21 protein-coding genes are annotated in these 22,786 nt (G+C 48.4%); 12 read left to right on the top strand and 9 right to left on the bottom strand.

What is annotated here, in order from left to right; all coding sequences use genetic code 11:
• Positions 1 to 42: 42 nt before the first annotated feature.
• Positions 43 to 1,695 carry a M20/M25/M40 family metallo-hydrolase gene (locus tag AC4E8B_RS23560; RefSeq protein WP_490219869.1) on the bottom strand — a complete coding sequence of 551 codons (1,653 nt, stop codon included), beginning with the start codon at positions 1,693 to 1,695 and terminating at the stop codon, positions 43 to 45.
• A 450-nt stretch (positions 1,696 to 2,145) separates the two neighbouring features.
• Here AC4E8B_RS23560 and AC4E8B_RS23555 point away from each other — a divergent pair, with 450 nt between their 5' ends.
• Complete coding sequence (locus tag AC4E8B_RS23555; protein ID WP_490219867.1) at positions 2,146 to 3,324, top strand: Alp7A family actin-like protein; 1,179 nt, start codon at positions 2,146 to 2,148, stop codon at positions 3,322 to 3,324.
• 15 nt (positions 3,325 to 3,339) lie between these two features.
• The gene (locus AC4E8B_RS23550) at positions 3,340 to 3,948 is read left to right on the top strand and encodes a hypothetical protein (RefSeq protein ID WP_490215969.1); all 609 of its coding nucleotides are present in this window, start codon (positions 3,340 to 3,342) and stop codon (positions 3,946 to 3,948) included.
• An 86-nt stretch (positions 3,949 to 4,034) separates the two neighbouring features.
• On the opposite strand, the gene resA is transcribed toward AC4E8B_RS23550, so the two are convergent.
• A complete protein-coding gene (gene resA / locus AC4E8B_RS23545) occupies positions 4,035 to 4,571 on the bottom strand; it encodes a thiol-disulfide oxidoreductase ResA (RefSeq protein WP_490215967.1) in 537 nt (178 codons plus the stop codon).
• 238 nt (positions 4,572 to 4,809) lie between these two features.
• Here resA and AC4E8B_RS23540 point away from each other — a divergent pair, with 238 nt between their 5' ends.
• Positions 4,810 to 5,712 (top strand): NAD(P)/FAD-dependent oxidoreductase, encoded by a 903-nt coding sequence (locus tag AC4E8B_RS23540; RefSeq protein WP_490215966.1) that lies wholly within the window; start codon positions 4,810 to 4,812, stop codon positions 5,710 to 5,712.
• A 151-nt stretch (positions 5,713 to 5,863) separates the two neighbouring features.
• On the opposite strand, the gene AC4E8B_RS23535 is transcribed toward AC4E8B_RS23540, so the two are convergent.
• Positions 5,864 to 6,586: a class I SAM-dependent methyltransferase gene (locus tag AC4E8B_RS23535; RefSeq protein ID WP_490215964.1), complete on the bottom strand. Its 723-nt coding sequence runs from the start codon at positions 6,584 to 6,586 to the stop codon at positions 5,864 to 5,866.
• Between the two features lie 182 nt (positions 6,587 to 6,768).
• Between AC4E8B_RS23535 and AC4E8B_RS23530 the strand changes: the two genes are divergently transcribed.
• From AC4E8B_RS23530 to AC4E8B_RS23510, 5 genes are all read left to right on the top strand, one after another.
• Entirely contained in the window at positions 6,769 to 7,230 is a 462-nt protein-coding gene (locus AC4E8B_RS23530; RefSeq protein ID WP_490215962.1) for a hypothetical protein, read from the top strand.
• Positions 7,231 to 7,465: 235 nt separating this feature from the next.
• Positions 7,466 to 9,124 (top strand): glycoside hydrolase family 13 protein, encoded by a 1,659-nt coding sequence (locus tag AC4E8B_RS23525; RefSeq protein WP_490219866.1) that lies wholly within the window; start codon positions 7,466 to 7,468, stop codon positions 9,122 to 9,124.
• Positions 9,125 to 9,260: 136 nt separating this feature from the next.
• Positions 9,261 to 9,737 carry a Cys-tRNA(Pro) deacylase gene (gene ybaK, locus AC4E8B_RS23520; RefSeq protein ID WP_490215961.1) on the top strand — a complete coding sequence of 159 codons (477 nt, stop codon included), beginning with the start codon at positions 9,261 to 9,263 and terminating at the stop codon, positions 9,735 to 9,737.
• A gap of 167 nt (positions 9,738 to 9,904) precedes the next feature.
• Entirely contained in the window at positions 9,905 to 11,017 is a 1,113-nt protein-coding gene (locus tag AC4E8B_RS23515; protein ID WP_490215959.1) for a PRK06851 family protein, read from the top strand.
• A 26-nt stretch (positions 11,018 to 11,043) separates the two neighbouring features.
• Positions 11,044 to 11,553: a hypothetical protein gene (locus AC4E8B_RS23510; RefSeq protein WP_490215957.1), complete on the top strand. Its 510-nt coding sequence runs from the start codon at positions 11,044 to 11,046 to the stop codon at positions 11,551 to 11,553.
• A 108-nt stretch (positions 11,554 to 11,661) separates the two neighbouring features.
• On the opposite strand, the gene AC4E8B_RS23505 is transcribed toward AC4E8B_RS23510, so the two are convergent.
• The 4 genes from AC4E8B_RS23505 to AC4E8B_RS23490 all read right to left on the bottom strand — a co-directional run bounded on the left by AC4E8B_RS23505 (position 11,662) and on the right by AC4E8B_RS23490 (position 17,196).
• Positions 11,662 to 12,978, bottom strand: coding sequence for a YjiH family protein (locus AC4E8B_RS23505; RefSeq protein ID WP_490219865.1), 1,317 nt, complete (start codon positions 12,976 to 12,978; stop codon positions 11,662 to 11,664).
• 206 nt (positions 12,979 to 13,184) lie between these two features.
• On the bottom strand, positions 13,185 to 14,951 hold the full coding sequence (locus tag AC4E8B_RS23500) for an ABC transporter ATP-binding protein (protein ID WP_490215956.1): 1,767 nt from the start codon (positions 14,949 to 14,951) through the stop codon (positions 13,185 to 13,187).
• On the bottom strand, positions 14,938 to 15,705 hold the full coding sequence (locus AC4E8B_RS23495; RefSeq protein ID WP_490215954.1) for a MerR family transcriptional regulator: 768 nt from the start codon (positions 15,703 to 15,705) through the stop codon (positions 14,938 to 14,940). The genes AC4E8B_RS23500 and AC4E8B_RS23495 overlap by 14 nt, the downstream gene beginning before the upstream one ends.
• 171 nt (positions 15,706 to 15,876) lie before the next feature.
• Positions 15,877 to 17,196 (bottom strand): short-chain fatty acid transporter, encoded by a 1,320-nt coding sequence (locus AC4E8B_RS23490; RefSeq protein ID WP_490215953.1) that lies wholly within the window; start codon positions 17,194 to 17,196, stop codon positions 15,877 to 15,879.
• Positions 17,197 to 17,346: 150 nt separating this feature from the next.
• On the opposite strand from AC4E8B_RS23490, the gene AC4E8B_RS23485 reads away from it, so the two are divergent.
• The 4 genes from AC4E8B_RS23485 to clpP all read left to right on the top strand — a co-directional run bounded on the left by AC4E8B_RS23485 (position 17,347) and on the right by clpP (position 20,279).
• Entirely contained in the window at positions 17,347 to 18,246 is a 900-nt protein-coding gene (locus tag AC4E8B_RS23485; protein ID WP_490215952.1) for an SDR family oxidoreductase, read from the top strand.
• A gap of 108 nt (positions 18,247 to 18,354) precedes the next feature.
• Complete coding sequence (locus tag AC4E8B_RS23480) at positions 18,355 to 18,846, top strand: GNAT family N-acetyltransferase (protein WP_490215951.1); 492 nt, start codon at positions 18,355 to 18,357, stop codon at positions 18,844 to 18,846.
• A 146-nt stretch (positions 18,847 to 18,992) separates the two neighbouring features.
• Positions 18,993 to 19,673: a sigma-70 family RNA polymerase sigma factor gene (locus tag AC4E8B_RS23475; RefSeq protein ID WP_490215950.1), complete on the top strand. Its 681-nt coding sequence runs from the start codon at positions 18,993 to 18,995 to the stop codon at positions 19,671 to 19,673.
• A 24-nt stretch (positions 19,674 to 19,697) separates the two neighbouring features.
• Positions 19,698 to 20,279, top strand: a complete 582-nt coding sequence (clpP, locus tag AC4E8B_RS23470) for an ATP-dependent Clp endopeptidase proteolytic subunit ClpP (protein WP_490215949.1) — start codon at positions 19,698 to 19,700, stop codon at positions 20,277 to 20,279.
• Positions 20,280 to 20,311: 32 nt separating this feature from the next.
• Here clpP and AC4E8B_RS23465 read toward each other — a convergent pair whose 3' ends face one another.
• Both AC4E8B_RS23465 and AC4E8B_RS23460 read right to left on the bottom strand, forming a co-directional pair.
• A complete protein-coding gene (locus AC4E8B_RS23465) occupies positions 20,312 to 20,839 on the bottom strand; it encodes a DinB family protein (protein WP_490215947.1) in 528 nt (175 codons plus the stop codon).
• A 263-nt stretch (positions 20,840 to 21,102) separates the two neighbouring features.
• Entirely contained in the window at positions 21,103 to 22,620 is a 1,518-nt protein-coding gene (locus AC4E8B_RS23460; RefSeq protein WP_490215945.1) for a glycine betaine uptake BCCT transporter, read from the bottom strand.
• Positions 22,621 to 22,786 lie beyond the last annotated feature (166 nt).

Genomic DNA, 22,786 nt, shown 5'->3' with positions numbered 1-22,786 from the left:
AACATCTCCTCACTATTATTTTAAAATCATTTCCCAGGAAACCTAGCCTCTTAATACCTGCTGAATCACCCGGTTTGTCAGGTTAGGGGCAATCTCAAGCGAATACTTCATTTCCATGCGCTCAAGCTTTTTATGGGCATCCAGTCCGTATGGCCCTATATTGATGACAGGTACATTGAGCTCACGGATATCGCTGTATTCTACATAATGCTTCGTGCCCCAGCCAGGGTTATTGTCAGATACAGCATTGATTCCTGCTTCATCATCGCTGAGCGCTATAAAGCTCATATCAGATATATAAGGGAAAAAATTCTTGGCGATGATTGGATGAGGGTAGGAAGGCTGGATTTCTTCCACTGCCTGATCCAAGGCATCAATAAGCCTTCTCTCATCCTCGGTTTGCCCAGACAGCTCAATTCTCGGCGAGTATAAAGAAGAGTAGAAAAGAATCATCGCCGGGCTTTTATCTCTCATCCACTTCCAGGCTTCTTCAACGACTCTCGCGGCATACATCCTTGTATCCAGTTCCTTATCAAGAAGAAGTTCTTCTTTAAAATCTTCCATTTGTTCTATATATGCCTGTCCATTTTCTTCCACAAGCATCTTGTGCATTTCTTCATACGTATAGACGCGAGGCTGCCAAGGCATCTTCGCATATGGTTCCCCGCTTAATTCAGCGAACTGCCTGTTCCGCTGCTCAAAGGAAGAGAGCGCACTGCTAAAGGCGATGTGGGCTTGCTCCCTCAGCTTCTCGAGTACTTCCTTCGGCGACCAGGAATGAATGAAGAAATTATAGTAGACATAGGCACTCAGCGCAGTCTGTACGGTATAGGAAGGCTTCAGGTCTGTCTGCTTCAGGGATACCGGAGGAACGGTCGTTTCCCCTAGCGCCTCATTGCTTAGTTCCGGGTTGTAGCTGATCTGCCTTGTCAGTTCAGCAGCTAGGAAATTCGGATCCAGCCCTTCAAAGCAGGAGCCGACATGTGTTTCGGCACCTGTTATGAAGAAAGAGGGGAGCAGCTTTCCAACTGTTCCTTTGTAGATATAACGGTTTGTATCTCCCTCGAAGCGCGGGGAGACAAAGTCAGCATTGATTGCCGCAGCATAATGGAAATTATACTCATCTTTCCATTTTTTCAATGTCTTCAAAGCAGACAGGACTCCATGTGAACCGTCCTCTTCATCACATTCAGCCAGGAATACCAGATTTCCTTCCAGTTCTTCCGGATGCTCAGAATAGTATTTTAAAAGAAAGAGATGGCTTGCAAGCCCGCTCTTCATATCAAGCACACCTCTGCCAAACATCCAGTCGCCGGATTCAAGCTGTTTCTTTGCTCCGGCAGGGAGTTCTTCATTCCTGAACAGGTCTGCAAGCTGATCAGGGTCGCAGGCTGCATCACGGAGCTGGTTGAAATCATCGATTCCCACCGTATCCATATGGCCCATCAGAATGACTGTCCGGCTGTTTATCTTTTTTGTACCTTTTACAAAAGCCAGTACATTATACCGTTCCAATTCATCATCTATCGTCTGCTCTATAACGAGCTGTCCGCTGTTCTCCGCAAAATAGGGGAACGAGGATAGCAGTGTATATAAAGAATGGGCAATCACCTTCTCGCCATTTGTATTCACTATGCTTTCAATATTGACTAGCTGTTTCGTAAAAGCCAAAGTTTCTTCGCGGCAATTAAGCATCTTCATCAAGCTCTCCTTTTGTCTAGTAAACTGTTAATGTATTAAAATTATCCTATTGTTGGAACGGTCGTCAAGAGGACTGTTTTTTACTGAAGAAAGTTCTTGAGAGGGGAGGGGAGAAGAGATTTTTGAAAAGGGAAAATGGAAGTAAATGGTTTGAAAACACAATTGTATACTTGTTTACATATATGTTTGCAAATGAAAACAATAATGTAAACTTGCAAACAAAATGTATACAAGGTGTTTATAAAAATGTTTACAAGTTTACAAAGTTGTTTAGATGTTGTCATGTCAACATTTTCTATGCTTACGATGAAGTTTGCGTAATGTTTACAATCTAACATTTATATTACTTTATATGAAACTCATTGAATATTTGCCAAATATTAATTAAGCTTAAGGTAATTGCTTGTACGATAAGCAAGGTACAATGTGAAAGGAATGGTAGATTTGAAGAACCCGAGAATAGCAGCAGTAGACGTAGGCAATGATTCACTGAAAGCCTTATTCGGAAAATTGGATTATGAATTGAATATACCGAATGTCATTGCAAGGGATGTTGCGGACAGACCGGTAATCGGAATAGAAGAATTAGACAGCAAAGAACCTTTGGACGGGATTCATGTTAAAGTTCATTCCCCAGCATTAAAAGACAATAATGCAATCTATCGTGTCGGAACACTGGCGACTAAAAGCGATAATGCTTCCGAGCTGGATCCAGGCAGCAGTAAATCCGAGGAAGACCAGACGCTTGTCATGCTTTTCGTTTCACTTGCCCTTGATGCGGTAAGAGAAGAAAATGCAGGTTTGTTCCCGAAAAATAACAATATTATCGATACTGATTACATCTTGGGCACTGGGCTCCCTCTCCGTGAAGTGAAGGAAGGGAAAGATGCGGGCTACCGTTCAAAGCTGCTCGGATCTGTGCATCAGGTAGAGTTCCTTGTGACTCCTAAATACCAGGGCATTAAAGTTAATCTGAAATTCAGCGATGTGAAGGTTTATCCGGAAGGCTTCGCGGCTTTCATCAATCTTGTGATGGATAACGACCTGAACATCATCAATAAAGAACTGATCGACAAGCGCATCCTGATCCAGGATATCGGAGGCCTTTCCACTGATATCGCTGTGATCAAGAACCGTACAGTTGATGATGATAAGGCGCAGGGCTTCAACCTGGGCGTGTCGGAATCATTGGAAATGATCCGTGAGGAAATCAGGTCCAAGCATGGCGTTGAGCTTGACAGCCGCCGTGATGTGGTGGAAATCATCACCAAGAAAAATGACCGCAACCATATCATGGTGAAGGGAAGCCGGACAAGCGTCCATGACATCACGGACCGCATCCTTTTCGACCTTGCCAAAAAACAATACCGCCTGCTCCGCAATGTTTGGCTGAAAAATTCGCAGACAGAGATCTGCTATTTCGTCGGCGGAGGTTCTGCTGTATTGAAGGAATATATCAAATCGCTGAACAACAGCCTTGATGGATACAATATCGACTTCTTTGAGGATGAAAAAGAAAGCATCTGGATGATGGCGAACGCGTATTACAAGCTGGTTGCCGACCATTTGAAGAGAACATCCAAGCCGGAGAAGCAGGATGAGAAAAAGCCGGTAAAAGCATAAAAATAAGGTGGTAACATGACAAAATCTTCATCCAAGGGGATCGAAAGAGGCCAGACGATCGCGTTTCGTGTACCTTCTGATACCCCGGAATACTTAGTTAAACAGCTGCAAAAGCTTAAAGAAGCTGAAAAAAGGAATTTTTCCAGCAGGATTGCCGACTATGTCATGCAGGGTGTCAGCCAATCAGTCAAAAAGGAACAGGAAACAGTCACGATCCCGCTGCCGAAGGCGCTCAGCAAGATGCAGCGCGACTGGCTCAAGCATGAGCACTCTGAAGCCCTTCTCGGAAGCATCATCTACCAGCTGATCACAGACCCGGTCAGGTCTGCGGCGCTGCTTGCCAGCTTGAACAGCAAATCGACCGATATCGATGAAGCCCTTTATCTGCAGGAACAGAAGGAAAGGGAAGAGAAGCCCTTCAACAAGGCTGATGCTCCCCTTCCATTACCTCCAGAACAGGAAGAAGAGGAAGAGCTGCCTGTGTTCACGGCAGATGCTGATGACGATCTGGATGATATGGATTGGTCAAGTGTACAAATAGACCGTTCGGCTGAAAACGGGGACCAGGAAGAAGAAAGCATGGAAGACCTTCTTGGTGATTTTCTTGCTCATATGAATAAATAGGATGAAGAAAGAGACAGGCGCGCAAAATGGCCTGTCTCTTTTTTTTATAGAAGTTATACTGATGGCGCGAAAATAGACGGGCGTTTCTAATCTACCAATTCACTTACCCAGTCATTCAGATTCTCACTGCTCATTTCTCCTTCATACACTCTGGCGATTTTACCGGAAGAATCTATAAAGAAGCTTGAAGGAATCTTATAAACATCGTACATGCTTTCAACTGCATTATTTTTGTCTAAAAGGATTTGGAAGTCTATACCTAATTGCTCTTGCAGGTTTTTTACCGAAATTTTTGGTTCGCTCAGATTGACTGCCAGCACCTCAAACCCATCTTCTTTATATTCTTCGTAGGTGGACTGGATTGCTGGCATTTCGTTCTTGCAGGGTGCGCACCAGGTGGCGAAAAAGTTAATCAAGACGGGCCTTCCGCTGTATTCACTTAATTTTGTCTTCTTGCCATCCAGTGTTTGAAGCGCAAAATCTGGTGCTTTTTCGTGAAGCATCGCTTTTGTACCGGATTCTTTTGAAAGAACATTCTGGTACAAAGTGTATCCTGCTGCCAGGAATAGAGCCATTAAAATAATCGATCTCATGACAAGTCTTTGTGTCTTTTTAGGTTTCATAACTCCTCCGATCAAAACAGATGGTTTTAAATAGTGTAACATTTTCTGGAATGAATTCTTTGGGTGAATGTTATTATTTTTTGACAATTCCATTAAAGCTGTCTGGAGGAGGGCTGTCAGCATGATTATATACCTCAATGATATTGCCGGCAGCCAAAATTGCGTTTCCGTGCGTTAATAGAGCCCTGATGCGGGTAAATTACCTATAAATACCTAATAGGCGCAAGGAGGCCATCTAATGACACACGATTGCATCATCATCGGCGGAGGGATTGCCGGCCTGCAGGCTGCGATTCAATTGGGAAGGTATAAGCACAGGGTGCTGGTTGTCGACTCAAACCATGGCCGGTCGACCATCTGCAAAAGCTATCATAATATCCTCGGATATCCAGATGGGGTAAGCGGCCAGGAGCTCAGGGACATCGGGCGGTCTCATGCAGAAAAGCTTGGAGTCGAATTTAAGCTGGGAAAAGCAGAGAAGGCAGAAAAAGAGGAAAGTCAGTTTAAAATTACCCTTGAGGACGGCGGGCAGCTGGAGTCCAAAAGGCTGCTTTTATCAACAGGGGTTATGGACAGGATCCCGGAATTTCCGAATCTTTATCCAACGCTCGGCGTCAGTGTGTATGTATGTCCGGACTGTGACGGTTATGAGGTGAAAGATAAAAGGACGATTGTGATCGGCTCTGGCATTCCTGGGGCTAATATGGCTGTCACACTTTCCTACTGGACAGGCGAATTGGTCTTTATCAATCATGAGAAGCGGGAAGTCAGCGGGGAGCTGATGGACAAATTGCGCGAGCTGAATATTGAATACATGGAAGAGCCGATCCAGGAAGCAATTGCAGACGGGCCGAACATCCGGGGATTTCTGCTTGAGAATGGCCAGAGGGTTATGGGGGAGCGGGGCTTTACGGCTTTTGGAGGAAATGAAGTCAAGTCGGACCTGGCCAAGCAGCTTGGGGTTGAAAGGCTGGAAAACAAGCATATTAATGTCGATCCACGTTCCAAGATGACCAATGTAAAGAATGTTTGGGCGGCAGGAGATGTGGTTGCCCATTCAGAACAAGTGACCATTGCAATGGGGGACGGATCACAGGCGGCGATTTGGATTCATAAGTCTATTCTGGCGGAGGGAAAATAAAAAATGAATAAAGGGACCCCGGCTTTACTGAAGGCTGGGGTCTCTTTATGCTCGTTCGTTCACTATAATGAACACCTCGGATGCTGCTGTGCTTCCCGGGTGGACACTATACATACAATGCCCGCTTTATGCATAGATTGTATAATCACGGCTATTTCTGCATCCGGTACACCCGGTATCCCAGGCGCTCAGCATAGATGGCCAGGAGTTTCTGATGCTCAATCAGTATATGCTCATACTTGGGATTGATGAGGTGGGGATTGGCGATTTCCGGCTGCTGATCCCATGGCGAGTTGATGATTTCAGTATAAATGGAGTTGGCCGCTACCGTCCTTGGGGACCGGAAACCTTCTGATGCATAAGTCTGCAGCCATTCTCCCTCTGTCAGCAGGCGCTTGATGCTGTATACATTCTGAATTTGGGTTTTCTCCTGAGGATTCAATGGCTCCTCTGCCGTCATCTCAAGGTCGAGGAAAATCCCGCCTGGTTTGAGTACCCGTTTAATTTCTTTCAAAGATTGTTCAATGCTGGTAAAAATAATGACAGATTCGGCGATAATATAGTCAAAGCTATTATCAGCAAAAGATAAATTTTCAATATTTTCCCTGAGAGCAGTGACTGGCAGCCCTTCCTGGGCAAATCTCTTCTTTGCCTGGCCGATCATCAGTGGATGGCGGTCGATCGCTGTTACGTGGCAGTTGAAGGATTTGGCTATGAAGGCAGCTGTCTGCCCGGTGCCGCAGCCTGCATCAAGCACCTTTGCCTTGCCTGAGAGCTGTTCCATCCCTAAAACTCTCTTCGTCAAAGCTAAGCCGCCCGGGTGAGCGCCGCCCATTCCGAAAAAAGCAAGTGCATCCTGATATGATGGCTTCATGTTTCCGGTATCCCTCCTGTTCCGTTCTGCTGTGCCATACAGTATATGGATAAAAAGGGTGCAAAGTCACAAAAATAATGGTAAGATAATGTTTCATTACAGAGTTAAAGGGGTAAAGGATTTGTTTCCCTTCCTTTCGCTGTAATGGATTATTAGCTTATTTGCAAAGAAAGGTGTAGGAATTGACGAATAAAAGGCTTGAACAAATCGTTGATGGGCTCCTGGAAAAAGCAGGGAGCACGGCCGCTGTCGTTTTGGAGGATTATTTCGGGGGAAACCGTTTTGCAGGTGGAAAATACAGCATGGGGACCCATACCATTACATTATATATTGAGGAAATCAAAAAGCAGTGCCTGCAGATTTTTTCCTCGCTTGATCATTTCGAAGAATATTTTGCAGTCGTTTGCGCACATGAAATCGGCCATGCCGAAGACCGGGAGCTCGGGGAGCTCGCAGACCGTTCCGACCTTGCAGCGACTTCATCAGAAAGAAACCGGCTTGCCCTCCGCATTGAAGAAAATGCGTGGGAATTTGCAGAAAAATTATTGGGGCATATTAATATGGCTTTTGTAAAAACCATTATCTATCATTCGCTTCAGCCCTATATGGAGCTGCTTGAGGCAGAGGCCGCTGAAGCTGTGTAAACCGGCATCCAAAGAGATGGCCGGTTTTTTGCTGGCTTTTTATTATCGTGATTCCTAGAAGGCATATTCTCTGATTATATTGCCAAAGGGTCATATTTTCCTATGGCGCCGCTTCACTTTCATATTGAATAAATTCAATGTAAGCGTTACACTACATATAGACGTATGCGATTTTTTTTGCGGTTTAATGCAAACGTTTGCGCATACAAATATTAACTTACTTGAGGGTGTTATGATGAAAAAAATTTGGTGGAAAGAAGCAGTAGGCTATCAAATATATCCGCGCAGCTTTCAGGATTCAAACGGAGACGGCATAGGCGATCTTCAGGGAATCATTGAAAGGCTTGATTATGTAAAAGACCTTGGCATCGATGTGATCTGGATTTGTCCTGTCTATAAATCGCCCAATGATGACAACGGCTATGATATTTCCGATTATCAGGACATCATGGAGGATTTCGGGACGATGGCCGATTTTAACAGGCTGCTCGAGGAAGTGCATCAGCGGGGGATGAAGCTGATCATCGATCTGGTCCTCAATCATACGAGTGATGAGCATCCGTGGTTCATTGAATCGCGTTCTTCCGAGACCTCGCCCAAGCGGGACTGGTACATTTGGCGCGACGGCAGACAGGGTGCTGAACCGAATAACTGGGAAAGTATTTTCGGAGGCTCTGCATGGGAATGGGATGAATTGACGCAGCAATATTTCCTCCATGTGTTCTCAAGAAGGCAGCCGGACTTAAACTGGGAAAACAGCGAGGTCCGCGAGGCGCTTTATGATGTTGTGAACTGGTGGCTGGAAAAAGGAATCGATGGATTCAGGATTGATGCCATCAGCCATATCAAGAAACGCCCCGGCATGCCTGACCTGCCGAATCCGGAAAATAAGAAGTATGTCTCTTCCTTTGATATGCATATGAACCAGGAAGGCATCCATGATTTCCTTCAGGAGTTCAAGGAAAAGACGTATGCGAACTATGACAGCATGTCTGTCGGTGAAGCAAACGGCGTTGCAGTGGACGAAGCAGACCTGTGGGTAGGCTCTGAAAACGGGAAAATGGATATGATCTTCCAGTTTGAGCATCTTGGGCTATGGGATGCGGAAACAAATCCTGAGCTTGATATCGTTGAGCTGAAAAAAGTGCTGACCCGCTGGCAGAAAGGCCTTGAGAAGGACGGCTGGAATGCATTGTTCATTGAAAACCATGATAAGCCGCGCGTTGTATCAACATGGGGGAATGACAGGGAATTCTGGCGGGAAAGCGCCACCTCGATGGCAGCCATGTACTTCCTGATGCAGGGGACGCCTTTCATCTACCAGGGCCAGGAAATTGGAATGACGAATGTCCAGTTCCCTTCAATTGATGATTATGACGATGTGGCCGTAAAGAATCTTTACAAGCTTAAAACAGAAGAAGGCAAGAGCCACCAGGAAATCATGGAGATCATCTGGGCTTCATCACGGGACAACAGCCGGACGCCGATGCAGTGGGACAGCACAGCCAATGCAGGCTTCAGCAGCGGCAGTCCCTGGATGAAGGTAAATAGCAATTACACAGACATCAATGTTGAAAAGCAGGAAAAAGATGAAAAGTCCATTCTGTTCTTCTATAAAAAAATGATCTCCCTGAAAAAAGCCAATGAAGTCTTTACCTACGGACAATATGACCTGCTGCTTGAAGAAGATAAGCAGATCTACGCCTATACACGCACTTCGGAAGACGAACAGGTCATTGTCATCACCAACCTGTCTGCTAAAGAAGCCGTTTTTACAAGCGATTTTGCCTTAAAGCCAGAGAATCTGCTGCTGAACAACTATCCGGCAGAAGAGGCGGAAGGGGAAAGCGTTGTGCTGAAGCCTTATGAAGCGCGGGTATACCGCTTGGGGTGACAGGCACCTATACCACCTATATACCAGTTCCCAAAACAACCCCTCCCGCAATGGGAAGGGTTTTTTCCTATTTCACAGGTGCCTGGAACCGATTGGAAATGCTACTATAAAGAAAAGGCTTCAGGAGGGAATACCTATGGCCCAGGGAAAGACAAATGCAATGAGACTGCTGGATGCAGCAAAGCTGGAGTACAATTCATTATCCTATGACAGTAAGGACGGCAAGATTGACGGGGTTTCGGTTGCCGGGAAAATCGGCAGGGATCCGAAACTGGTTTACAAAACACTTGTCGCACAGGCCGGCAAGAATATTTATGTTTTCCTTGTTCCGGTAGAAGCAGAGCTGGAGCTCAAAAAGGCAGCGAAGGCGGCAGGAGAGAAAAAGGTGGAAATGATTCCTGTGAAGGACATCCAGAAGTTCACCGGCTATATCCGCGGCGGGTGCTCGCCTGTTGGCATGAAAAAGCTGTACCCGGCCTTCATCGACAGACAGGCAGAGCAGCTTGAAAGCATCATTGTCAGCGGAGGGAAGATTGGGCTTCAGATTGAACTGGCGCCTGAAGAATTGAAGGAACTGATCAAAGCCGAATGGAAGGATCTTGCAAAAAAATAGCAGCACCTAAAAGCCTCTGCACTGTAAGGGGCTTTTTATTTTGTCCCTGAAAAAGTACATCCATTGACAGCAAATTTCTGCACATAGGCGTTCACCCATACGGCCGTCCCGGCATACAGTAAAGAGGTAGGACCATTCAGCAATCAACTGAAAAAGGATGTGTGAATGTGGCTGGAAAAATTATCGATTATTTTGCAGGCGGCAATACCGCAAGAGGCTTCCACAGCCTATATGAATCCAATCTCCAGGATTTATCGCGTTTATTCATACTTAAGGGCGGCCCAGGCACAGGGAAATCGACACTCATGAAAGAAATCGGCAGCAAATGGCTTGATAAAGGCTTTAACATTGAGCTTCTTCACAGTCCCTCAGACAATGACTCTGTCAGCGGTGTGATCATTCCTGCTCTGAAGATCGGGATTGTAGACGGCACTGCGCCACAGGTCATTGAACCGAAAGCGCCTGGTGCCATAGAGGAGTATGTCAACCTTGGGGAAGCGTGGGACTCAGCCCAGCTGGCCACCCAGAAAGGGAAGATACTCAGGCTCAACAGCAAGATTGAAATTTGCTATAAACAGGCATACAGCACTTTTGCAGAGGCGCTGAAAATCCATGATGACTGGGAGAAATTCTATATCGACAGCATGGATTTTGAGAAGGCAAACCAGCTTACTTCAAAGCTGATTCAAGTATTTTACGGAAAAATGACCCTGAATAAGCTATCTTCCGTCAAGCATCGGTTCTTAGGTGCTGCCACGCCAAAGGGAGCGGTTGACTGCATCCCGAACCTGACTCTCGATATCCATAAGCGTTACTTCATCAAAGGCCGTCCCGGCTCAGGGAAGTCAACGCTTTTGAAAAAGCTGGCAGCTGAGGCAGAAAAGCGCGGCTTTGACATTGAGGTTTATCATTGCGGCTTTGATCCCAATAGCCTTGACATGCTGATCATCCGCGAACTTGGCCTCGCCATATTCGACAGCACTGCCCCCCATGAATATTTCCCGAGCAGGGACGGGGATGAAATCATTGATATGTATGAACAGCTGATCGCCCCTGGAACCGATGAAATATTTGCTGATGAAATTAAAGAAATCGCAGCCAAATATAAAGCGAAGATGACAGAGGCAACAGGCTATCTGGCAGACGCCAAGAGGCTGAATGATGAATTGGAGAAGATTTATTCAGAATCCATGGATTATTCGATTGTGGACACTATCCGCGGCAGTATTGAGGAGAAAATTCTCCGTATTGAAACCCCTCATCCGATCTATGCCGATTAACTGAAAGCAGAAAGGGGAACGACTCATTGAATTATTACCCTTATCAAGGCCAGTATTATCCTTTGCCACAGGCAGATCCGCAGCAGCCGCCGGCTAGATTCAATCTATTTCCAGGGGGCGGGGGCCAGCCTGGCATTCCTTTCCCGCCCGGTTTTCCAGGCGGAACGCCATTCCCGGGCCAGCAGCCTGGCTTTCCGGGAGGCGGCGGGCAGCCCTTCCCAGGCGGAGGAGGCCAGCCCGGTTTTCCTGGAGGAGGCGAAGGACAGGGGCAGGCGGGAGGACCGCCGAGCTCACCGCCGCCATCCTTCACCCCTGAGCTTCAGACTCAGTCCGCCTCCGTGTTTGCCGTCGATCCCGGCGCCATCAGAGGCTGTTTATACCGCTTCACCTATCTATGGCTGAATAATGGCAGAAGCTTCTGGTTCTATCCAACATTCGTCGGCAGGACTTCTGTCGCCGGCTGGAGGTGGAGAGGATTCCGCTGGGAGTATTATGGCACAGACACCAATCGGATCCGCTCCTTCCGCTGTACCTGATAAGAAATGTGCAAGCGCAGCGGCTAGACAGCATTCAGAGTTAAAAGATATACTTTCTTATCAAATAAAACAGACCCCTTCAGCCATCCTGAAGGGGTCTTCTCTTCGTTAAAAAATAAGATGTGCTGCCAGCACGATGACCGGCAGGGTAATGATCGTCCGTTCAAGGAAAATAATGATCAGGTCCTTCAATGAGACAGGGATCTTGCTTCCAAGCAGGAGTCCCCCGACTTCTGACATATAAATCAGCTGGGTCACGGATGTACAGGCGACGATAAAGCGGGTCATCTCGCTCTCAATCCCGCTTCCAATAACAGAAGGCAGGAACATATCGGCAAATCCGACTACAAGCGTCTCTGATGCTGCTTTCGCCTCAGGCACCTGCATAAGCTCCAGGAGAGGTATGAAAGGCATGCCAGCCACCTTGAAGATCGGCGTGAATTCCGCTACAATCAGCGCCAATGTGCCGAGCGCCATGACGATCGGCGCCACACCCATCCACATATCGAGGATATTTTTCGCACCCTGTTCAAAGAATTGCAGGATGCCGCGGTTTGCTGCCGCTTTGGCTGTTGCCTGTGTTATACCCCAGCTAAGAGGTGAATAGCCTTCCGGAATCGTTTCATCAAGCTGGGGAGCATCCTCTGTAACATAGGTGTCAGGCTTGGTCGACAACGGCGGAATTCTCGGACAGATAAGGGCTGCCACAATCCCGGCTATGAGGACGGTCAGATAGAATGGAACAAAATAGCTCCCCAAATCCACCTGGGAGATAACAACAAGGCTGAAGGTAATGGAGACAACAGAGAAAGTTGTGCCGATGACGGCCGCTTCCCTTTTCGTATAAAAGCCTTCCTCATACTGCTTGCTCGTCAAAAGGACACCGATCGTGCCATCGCCGAGCCAGGATGCCGCACAGTCAACCGAAGAGCGTCCCGGCAGCCTGAACAGAGGCCTCATCACTTTCGTCAGGAGGGAGCCGAAAAGCTCGAGCAGTCCAAAGTTCAAAAGCAGCGGCAGGAATAATCCCGCAAATAGAAACACTGAAAATAGAACAGGGAGCAGATCAAAAAGAAGCAGCCCTCCTGTATTCTCAGACCATACCCATTCAGGGCCGATCTGGTAAAAAGTCATTAAGGCAAAGATGGCGCCGAGCACTCTTGCCGCAAACCAGATGGCCGGAACATCAAACAGGGCAGTGAAAAACGCACTTTTGCGGATGAAGGCGGGCTTTACAAGCTTGGCCAGCAGTGTACCTGCAAAAGTCAGAAAAATGATCACGGTCATGATGGCCGGCAGATAGGCTGCCAGAAGGTCCTGGACAAGGCCCGATAAGATGGCGATTGGAATGGTCACTTCGCCTTTATAAGAAATAGGAAGCATAAATAAGCTGATACCGATCAATGAAGGAATGAGGAAGATCATAAAGCTTTTTCCTGATGCTTTTTTCCTCGCTGCAGATTCTGTCAAAACATTCACCCTTAATACAATTTATATTTATAAGACAAAGGTTATTTTAATTCATCCTGTATGAATTGCCAACCCACATCTCTTAAATTCCACGGATTCCCTTGTTTTTAAACCTTTTTCCCAAAGAATATATTTATAAAGAAAGAGACTGACCTGAAAAGTCAGCCTCCTGAGGCGGCAGAGCGGTCTGACAGCTGCTGCTCTGCGAGCTCCCTGTACAAAGAATGTTTTTCATACAGCTCCCGGTGTGTGCCGGTCCCGGTAATGCTTCCGTTTTCCAGCACGGCAATCTGATCGGCATCCACAACGGTGGAAAGCCGGTGGGCAATCACAAGGGTGGTGCGGCCCTCCATCAGATGCTCCAGGGCTTTCTGGACAAGATGCTCGGATGTGCTGTCGAGATTGGATGTGGCTTCATCCAGCAGCAGGATGCGGGGATTGCGGATCAGCGCCCTGGCAATGGCAATCCGCTGCCTCTGGCCGCCGGAAAGCTTGATGCCGCGCTCACCGACCTGTGTATCGAAACCATCAGGCAGGGCATCGATGAATTCCGAAGCATTGGCGAGCCCCGCAGCTCTTTCAATTTCCTCATCCGGCACCTCGCGCTCCATTCCATAGGCAATATTATCGCGGATGGTGCCTGACATGATCGGGCTTTCCTGTGAAACATAGCCGATGGCTGACCGCCATGAATGGAGGCGGAAGGAGTTGATGTCCTGACCGCCGAGCAGGATCCGGCCTGTCTGCGGCAGGTAGAAGCGCTCCAGCAGGGCGAACAGGGTGGTTTTTCCGCCTCCGCTCGGGCCTACGATGGCCGTGGTCTTTCCGGCAGGTACAGTCAGTGATGCCCCGCCAAGGATTTCCTTTTCTTTGTAAGCGAAACTTACCTTCTCAAAAGTGATATCCTGGCTTGGATTGGCCACAGCCTCCGTGCCTTTATCCACTTCCTTTTCTGTATCAAATATATGCTGGATCCTTTCTGTCGCCCCGACAGCCTTCTGGAATGCCGTAAAGAAGGAAGCCATCTGGCTGAAAGGGACGACAATCTGGAACATATAAATGATGATCGCGACGAGCGAGCCGGCCGAGAGAGCGCCAGAAGCAACGCGGACGCCGCCGTAGCCGATCAGGATGACGAGCACAAACATCATGATGAAGGTCATGAAGGGGGAAATGACAGACTGGATTTTCGCTTCCTTCAGCCCGAACTGAAATAGATGGCGTATGCCCTTGTCGCCGCTCTCCTGCTCTGCTTTTTCAGCATGATAGGCTTTGACAAGGCGGATATCGGCAAGGACACGCCCGAGATTGCCTGAAAAACTCGCCATTTCATCCTGGGTTGCCCTTGAAATCTTATACATTTTCTGCCCCAGCGGCATAATCATAGCGATGGCCAGCGGTACGGCAATGATCATCACAAGCGTCATCTTCCAGTCAATCAGCAGAAGGATGATCACGGAGCCGATGATGGAAATGATCCCGGTCAGAAATGAAATCAAATGCTGGGTAATGAGGTTTTTGACGATATTCGTATCCTGTGTGACCCGGCTCATCGTTTCCCCTGACTGCTGCTGGTCAAAGAAAGGGACAGGCAGATGGAGGATCTGCCCCCAAAGCTTTCTCCTGATGGATGCAACAACCGCCTCCCCGATATAGCTGAGGAAATAATAAGAAAAGCCGGAAGATACAGTCTGGATGATAAAGGCCCCTGCCAGGAGCAGGACGACGCTCATCTCCAAAGCGGAAGCGGCCAGCTGGTCGACCATCGATTTGGTGAATAGGGGGACGATCAGACCGGCCCCGGTTTCCAGGATGCTGAGGAAAATGGCCGACAGCAGGATCCAGCGCGGCGGCTTGGAATCCTTCAGAAGGCTCCAAAATGCTTTCCAGCTTCCTTTCTTGATTTCAGGCTCCTCATTCTTTTTCATAAAAATTCAATCCTTTCTGCTCCAGATACAGACCTAGTGCAGCCGCAAGCCATTCTTCCTCCTCAGGGGAGAAGGGGATATGGAAAAGGCCGCCGTCATCTTCATCGCCCAACTCCACCGAACTGATTTCTTTCAGAAGCGAAGGATCATTTCCCGAGATTTCATCGACTATCTCCATCATGGCCTTTATTAAAGCCTGCACTTCCCCGCTTGCAGGGTCTGAACCTGCAAGCTCCTTCAAGCCCATTGAAATGGAGACCCATCTGCTTTCATATTCCCGCTGTTTTTCCTCCGGAATGTCATAGATAGAATCTACTCTTTCCTCCGGGAGGACGCTTTTCAGCCATTCTTTCTGTTCATCCTCCCGGTGGATGGTGTTGATGAGCGAAATAAAGATGCCTGCGTCCACCTCGCCTTGATCCTCCATCACATAAAGGGCCCGGTCCAGCGCCCGGATGACACCTTCGACTTCTTCCTTTTTCCGGACCATCTCCGCTCTTTGGAAAGCAAGGGAATCCTTCAGGCTCCATTTTTCATTCTGAAGCATCCCTTTGATCTGTTCGAGAGAATAGCCAAGGTATTTCAGTGTCACAATCCGCTGGAGTACGGTGAAGTCACGGTCTGAATAATAGCGGCGTCCGGAGTCTGTTATTTCGGTCGGCTCCAGGAGGCCGATTTCATCATAATAATGGAGTGTCCTGATCGTGGTGCCGGTTTTCTTTGAAAATTGACCGATTGAGTATTTGCCAGCCATCTCTTCATCTCCCTTAATCTATCTGTCTTTATCTTAAAACCTCACGCTGCGTGAGATGCAAGCGGTTTTTATAAAAAATTGCTTAAGTCTATTATATCCAATCCGCAGACCCGGCCATAAGCAGGGAACAGCCGCATGAAAAAAACCCGCCGGAGCGGGTTTTCGGAAGTCTTATAGAAACAGCATCCCCAGCGAAATGATGACGCCGCTTACAAATAAAGCGAGCACGCAATAACCCATAATATCCTTGGCCTTCAGCCCGGCAATGGCGAGGGCGGGAAGTGCCCAGAATGGCTGGATCAGATTGGTCCAGGCATCGCCCCAGGCGACTGCCATGGCCGTCTTCGGTATCGAAACACCGAGCGTCTGTGCTGCTTCCAGCATGACCGGCGCCTGCACGGCCCACTGGCCGCCTCCTGACGGGACAAAGAAATTGACCAGGCCGGCGGAAAGAAAGGCGAAGAATGGGAAGGTGAAATCATTGGAAATGGACACGAATGCCTCTGACATCACAGCCGCAAGCCCGGAAGTCGTCATCATCCCCATGATCCCGGCATAAAACGGGAACTGGATGATGATGCCGCTGGCTCCTTTCACGGCATTGACCGTCGCGTTCAGGAACTGCTTTGGAGTCCCGTGGAACAGGATGCCCAGGAACAGGAACAGGAAGTTGACGATATCAAGATTGAGCTTAAAGCCGTTTGTGGCAAAATAATAGAATAAGAACACAAGTCCAAAAAGGCCGATCAGCATGGAAAGGATTTTGCTGTTCTCAAGCCGGTCTGCCGGCGTAAGGGCAGCCTGTTCAACGGCCGCGGCCGGCTGATCCTCCTCAAGCAGAGCGGGATCAACTGCGACGGTATCTTCCATGGACGGCATCATCATCCTGTTCACAATCGGCATAATGACGAAAATGCCTATGATAATAGCAATATTAAAAAAAGCAAAAATGGTCTGGTCTGTCGGGATGATGCCAATGAGATCCTCCGAGAAATGCCCGGCTGTTGCAATCGTCAGCGGAATCGAACCCGAAATGCCTCCATGCCAGACGATAAAGCCTGTGTATGCGCTTGCAATCAGGAGCCGGTAATCTACATTTTTGACCTTTTTCGCCAGCTCTTTGGCAAAGAGAGCGCCGATGACAAGGCCGAATCCCCAGTTGATCAAGCTCGCGAGCATCGAGATGACGGTGACAAGGATGATGGCCTGCCCGGGTGATTTTGCAAGGCCGGCCAATGAACCAAGACCCTTTTTAAAGATTTTGCTGCTTGCCAGCACATGGCCTGTCACCAGCACAAGCACCATCTGCATCGAGAAAGTCAGAAGCCCCCAGAATCCGCCTCCCCAGAACTGGACCATCTGGTACGGGCTGCTGTCTGTGAAGATGAGCCCAAGACCGAAAACAGCGAAGGTCAGGATCACCACAAACAGGAATGGATCCGGCAGATAGCGCTGCATGATCCGGTTAAAAAGTGATACGACAGCTTTCATATAAATTCCCCCTTTATAAAAACAATACCTATATAGTTTCTTTAATATTCTAATTTTTCCTTCTTTTGCTCCAGAATCCTCTCTTTTCACCAAGTGGGCATCTACCGAATACACTGGATAGTCATATGCCTATGAACAGGAGTGGTGAGCATGTATCCGGTTTATCCTTATTACGGAAAAAAAGAGGAATGCAAAAAAAAGCCGCTGTCTTTCCCGCCGCAGCATCAGGATGTACAGCCAGGCCTGGAATATAAAATGGTGCCAAGGCCGATATCTGAAGACCCGGACTATCGGGGATCGGGCAAGCTGAAGGGCAAAGTGGCCATCATCACCGGCGGCGACAGCGGGATTGGCCGTGCGGCGGCCTATGCGTTTGTAAAGGAAGGCGCCAAAGTTGTCATTGTCTACCTGAATGAGCATCAAGATGCCCGGGAAACGCAGGAAAGGATCCGGGAGCTTGGCGGGGAAAGTCTTTTTATAGCCGGCGACATGAGGAGGGAGAACTTTTCCCAGGAAATTGTCGAACAATCGCTTCGGCATTTCGGCAAAATTGATATCCTCGTCAATAACCACGGTGTCCAATTTGTGCAGAAAAGCATTCTCGATATCACAAGGGAACAGCTCTTCGATACCTTTGAAACCAATATTTTCGCGTTTTTCTACTTAACAAAAGCCGTTCTTCCCCATATGAAGGCAGGGGGCTCCATCATCAATACAGCGTCCGTCACGGCCTATGAAGGCCATAAAGACCTGATTGATTATTCCTCGACAAAGGGCGCGATAGTAACGTTTACCAGATCCTTATCATTGTCGCTTGAGAAAAAAGGGATACGGGTGAATGCCATAGCGCCCGGTCCTATCTGGACACCGCTCATTCCGGCCAGCTTCTCTGCGAAGAAGGTATCAGAATTCGGCACAGATACGCCGATGAAAAGGGCCGGCCAGCCGTTCGAGCTGGCGCCGGGCTATGTTTACCTCGCCTCCGATGACTCCCGCTATATGAGCGGGCAGGTGCTCCACATCAACGGCGGGACGATGGTAAGTTCATAAGAAAAGCTGCCGGGCTGGCTGGCCCGGTTTTTTTTATGGATATATCTTGCTGAAACTCCAGGAACCTTATATTATTTTAATAATCTGACAAAAAAGAGGAGAACATTAATGAGTATTACTTTAGCCGCAGCAGATGCTTCAAAAAAGGAAATAGTACAAAACCTTTACAGCTTTTACCTCCATGATTTGTCTCAATATTCCCCCTCCCTTATGCCGAATCGGCTAGGGACATTTGAGTTCGACTCGTTCGATGTGCTTTGGGATACACCAGGCATAACGGTTCAGCTTATTGAAGCCGGGGAAGAGCTGGCCGGCTTTCTGCTGTTTCTGGAAAAGCCGTTTTTAAAAAAGGCTGATTACTGCATCAATGATATGTTCCTTTTTCATCGTTACAGGGGAAAAGGATTTGCGGAGGAGGCCCTCGATGTATTGTTTCAGAAGCATAAAGGGACTTACTATGTTGAGCAGCTTGCGGAAAACAAGAGAGCAGTGAGTTTCTGGAAAAAGGTATTCAGCAGGAACGGGTTTCCTTATGAGGAAGTGGAAAAAGCTGAGGACGGGGAGCTGTGCCTTGGCCAGTTTTTCACAGTGGGAAAATAAACCGGGAAGGTTTGGGCCGGCTTCCTGAAGAATACTCTATAAGAGAACATATTCATGCAGCTGAATAAAATAAATTTAAACAGCCGTATCCTTTCTCCCCCCTGATCCGTTTAAGGGGCAGAGATGTGTAAAAGGAGTGAACAGCTATGGTGATGAAGCAGGGAATGGCAGACGGGAGGCAGCGGCTGTCTGAGAAGGCGGATGATGTGTATCCCGCCCTCCAGCGCTATAGCCGATTTCTGGCGCAGAACAGCTGGGATGGGGATGACCTGGCACAGGAGGCTTTCCTCCGGGCGGCCGGCAGCTACGAGCCTGAGCAGGTCAGCCAGGCACTTTTGAAGAAGATTGCCTATAACTGCTGGGTGGACATGACGCGCAAGCGGAAGAGAGAGAGGCTGGAAGAAGCTCCTGAGCCCGTCCGTGACGAAGGGAAGCCCCCAGAAGGCAGTGAATCGATCGAGAAGCTGATGAAGTGCCTGACCTTAAAACAAGCAGTCATTTTTGTGCTGAAGGAGGGATTCCAATATACCTCTAAGGAAATAGCCGGGCTGATGCAGACAACCGAATTTGCCGTAAAGTCGGCCTTGAGCCGGGCGCGCAGGCAGCTGCAGACAGCAGCGCATACAGAAAGTCCGGACTCCGGGAGTGAAGAGTCTGCCGCCGTTGCCAGGCTTTTAATCAGGTCTCTTCAAGAAGAAGATCCAGGCTGCCTGCTCAGGGCGATCCCTATGCTGCCGTCCCTGAAAAGCCTGTCTGTCCATGCCGTGCCAAAACCGTGCCGGCACAGGCAGACTCCTCCGCAATGCACACTCTCTATGGCGGCATAGACCGCACAAAAGGGAGGAAAGAATATGACGGCCATACCTTATGTAATCGAACAGTCGAGCAGGGGCGAGCGCTCCTATGATATCTATTCACGGCTTCTGAAAGACCGGATCATCATGATTGGCGAAGAAATTAATGACAGCATGGCAAACAGCGTGATTGCCCAGCTGCTGTTTCTTGCAGCAGACGCGCCTGACAAGGACATTTCCCTCTATATCAACAGTCCGGGCGGCTCAACCACAGCCGGCTTCGCGATTTATGATACCATTCAATACATCAAGCCTGATGTCAGGACGATCTGCACAGGGATGGCAGCTTCCTTCGGCGCAATGCTCCTGCTCGCCGGCACCAAAGGCAAGCGCTACAGCCTGCCGAACAGTGAAGTGATGATCCATCAGCCGCTCGGCGGGGCCAGGGGGCAGGCGACTGAAATTGAAATATCCGCCAAACGCATATTAAAGCTCCGGGAGCATATCAACGAAATCATCTCGGAACGAACAGGCCAGCCTGTCGACAAAGTGGCCCGGGATTCAGACCGCGATTATTTCATGAGCGCGGAGGAAGCGAAGGAATACGGGATCATCGATCAAATTATCTATCACAGCTGATAGCTCGAAGGCAGCCTTTATGGCTGCTTTCATTATTTATAATTGGGCACCAGCTCACTATGCAATTGAAAAATCTGCCCTCTATGATGTGCTTCATGTTCAATCAGGTGATAGATGACCCATTCTGGTGTGACGTCATACTCCTCAAGTGCCCGGGGAGTTCGCCAGTCTTCCGCTGTCATGGTCTGAAAATGTGTTAGCAGGGCCTCCCGGACAGTCCTGAGCCGTGTGAGATGCTCTTCTAAACTTTCTCCCTTAAATGGGGTCAGCTTTCCTTCAGTCCAGCCTTCTGCAGGAAATAAAGCGCTGATTTCGGGAGGCAGCTCTTCAGAACCTATCACTTCCCCATAAAGCCAGCCAGCCTCGACGAAAGCTATATGATATAGAAGAGTTCCGATTGTATGTCCGTTTGCTGGTTTATAATCCAGCCCGCTTTGCGGCGTCCCCGCCAGCCTGGTGGCCAAATTATGGCGGACGTCCTCCAGGCACCACAGCCAGCGGCCGATTTCCGGGGCATAACCGGGCAAGGAAAACATAAATAATGCGTCTTTGTTCTTCATTATTCCTCATCCTCCTGTTCATTAATGAGCTGCTCTAATTAACGTTCTCTATCGGTGCTTCAAGTTCCTTTTATAAAAAGAATATTGTATAGATTCTTTACTGGACTGCAATTTCACATGCTTTTAAATATGATTCAAAGTCAGGAGGGAAATTGGAATGGAATTTAGAAATAACCTTAATATCCACAGGAAAGCTGAAGATGCATAGGACAGGGTCTTTCCCAATAGAAAAAACTCCCGCTTATACACGGGAGTTTTGCTGTTTATTTCTTTTCCCTTGGCACCGGCGGTTCCTTCCTCAATGATTTGAGGAGAGAAACGCACATAAAGACAAGAATGATGGTGAACGGCAGGGCTGCGACAAGCGAGGCGGTCTGCAGTCCCTCCAATCCGCTGCTGAGCAGGAGGACGGCCGCAATCGCACCGATCAGGATGCCCCAGACGATGCGCACACCGAGGGGAGGCATCAGCGAACCCTTTGAGGTCATGCTGCCAAGAATATAGGTCGCTGAATCTGCTGAGGTGATGAGGAACGTAAAAATCAGCAGAATCGACAGCAGCGACACGATGAATGTAAGCGGCAGTTCCCCGTAGGTAGTAAACAAGGCGCTCGTGACATCTGCATTGACGGCTTCTGCAATGCTTGTCCCTTTGAACAGGTCAAAATGCAGGGCAGTACCGCCAAAAACGGCAGTCCATAAGAGTGCGATCACCGGCGGGATGATCAGCACGCCGACAACAAATTCCCTGATGGTACGGCCCCTTGATACCCGGGCGATGAATGCACCGACGAATGGTGACCAGGCGATTGCCCATGCCCAATAGAAAATCGTCCAGTCACGCACCCATGTCCCGCCTTTATAAGGGGTCAGGCGCAGGCTCCAATTGATGAAATTGGTAATATAATCGCCAACGCCCTGTGTGAATGTATTCAGGATGAATACGGTCGGGCCGGCAATGAATACAAAAAGCATGATGATCAGGGCAAGGGAAAGGTTCAGATTGCTCAAATATTTGATTCCCTTATCCAATCCGGTCGTAGACGACAATAGGAAAAGGACAGTCAAAACAACGATGATGATAATCTGCACCCACGGGCTGTTTGTAATCCCAAAGGCTGCATTCAAGCCGCCGTTAATCTGCAGGATTCCAAGCCCGAGAGACGTGGCCACCCCCAGCACAGTGGCGATGACAGCCAGGATATCAATGAATTTCCTGAGGCCTGTCCGCTCTTTTTTTACACTGATGATCGGCTTGAGCGTGGTGGAAACAAGCCCATCCTGCTTTTTGCGGAATTGGAAATAGCCGACGGCCAGTCCGACAATCGTGAACACAGACCATTGGCTTATGCCCCAATGGAAGAAGGAATAGCCCATTGCAGTCCTTGCAGCTTCAGGAGTGAGCCCTTCCATATCAGCAATGGGAGGAGAGAAGTAATGGCTCATCGGCTCGGCGATTCCCCAGAAAACAAGCCCTATGCCGAATCCGGCGCTGAAAAGCATGCCAACCCATGTGAAAAAGGAATATTCCGGCCTTTCATCATTTCCGCCAAGCCGGATGCGGCCATATTTGCTGATGGCCAGGAATAGGCAGAATAACACAAAGAGGAGTACCGATAGCAGGTAGAACCAGCCAAAGGCATATGTAGTAAAATCGAAGGCTTTCTGTGCGGCCCCTGAAAAAATATCAGGCAGGAAGACGCCTGTGAGGACAAGCAGAAGGATCACAGAAGCAGAGACCCAAAAAACACTGTTTAATGACTTATCTTGCTGTTCATTCATAGAATACCCCCTGTTTTTTCTCTATATTTAACCTTAACATGTATAAAAGGCTGGCGAAAACGCCATCAATGGCTGAAAATGGCAATATCCAAGTATATTTGGCGGAAAAGCAGGGATTTCGCCGCCCTCAGTGTGCCTCACGTATATATATACCCGATTAAGCAAG

Source organism: Bacillus sp. SRL543, assembly GCF_984799205.1.
Note: the sequence above shows the minus strand (reverse complement) of the source record. Positions and strands in the feature narration are given on the sequence as shown.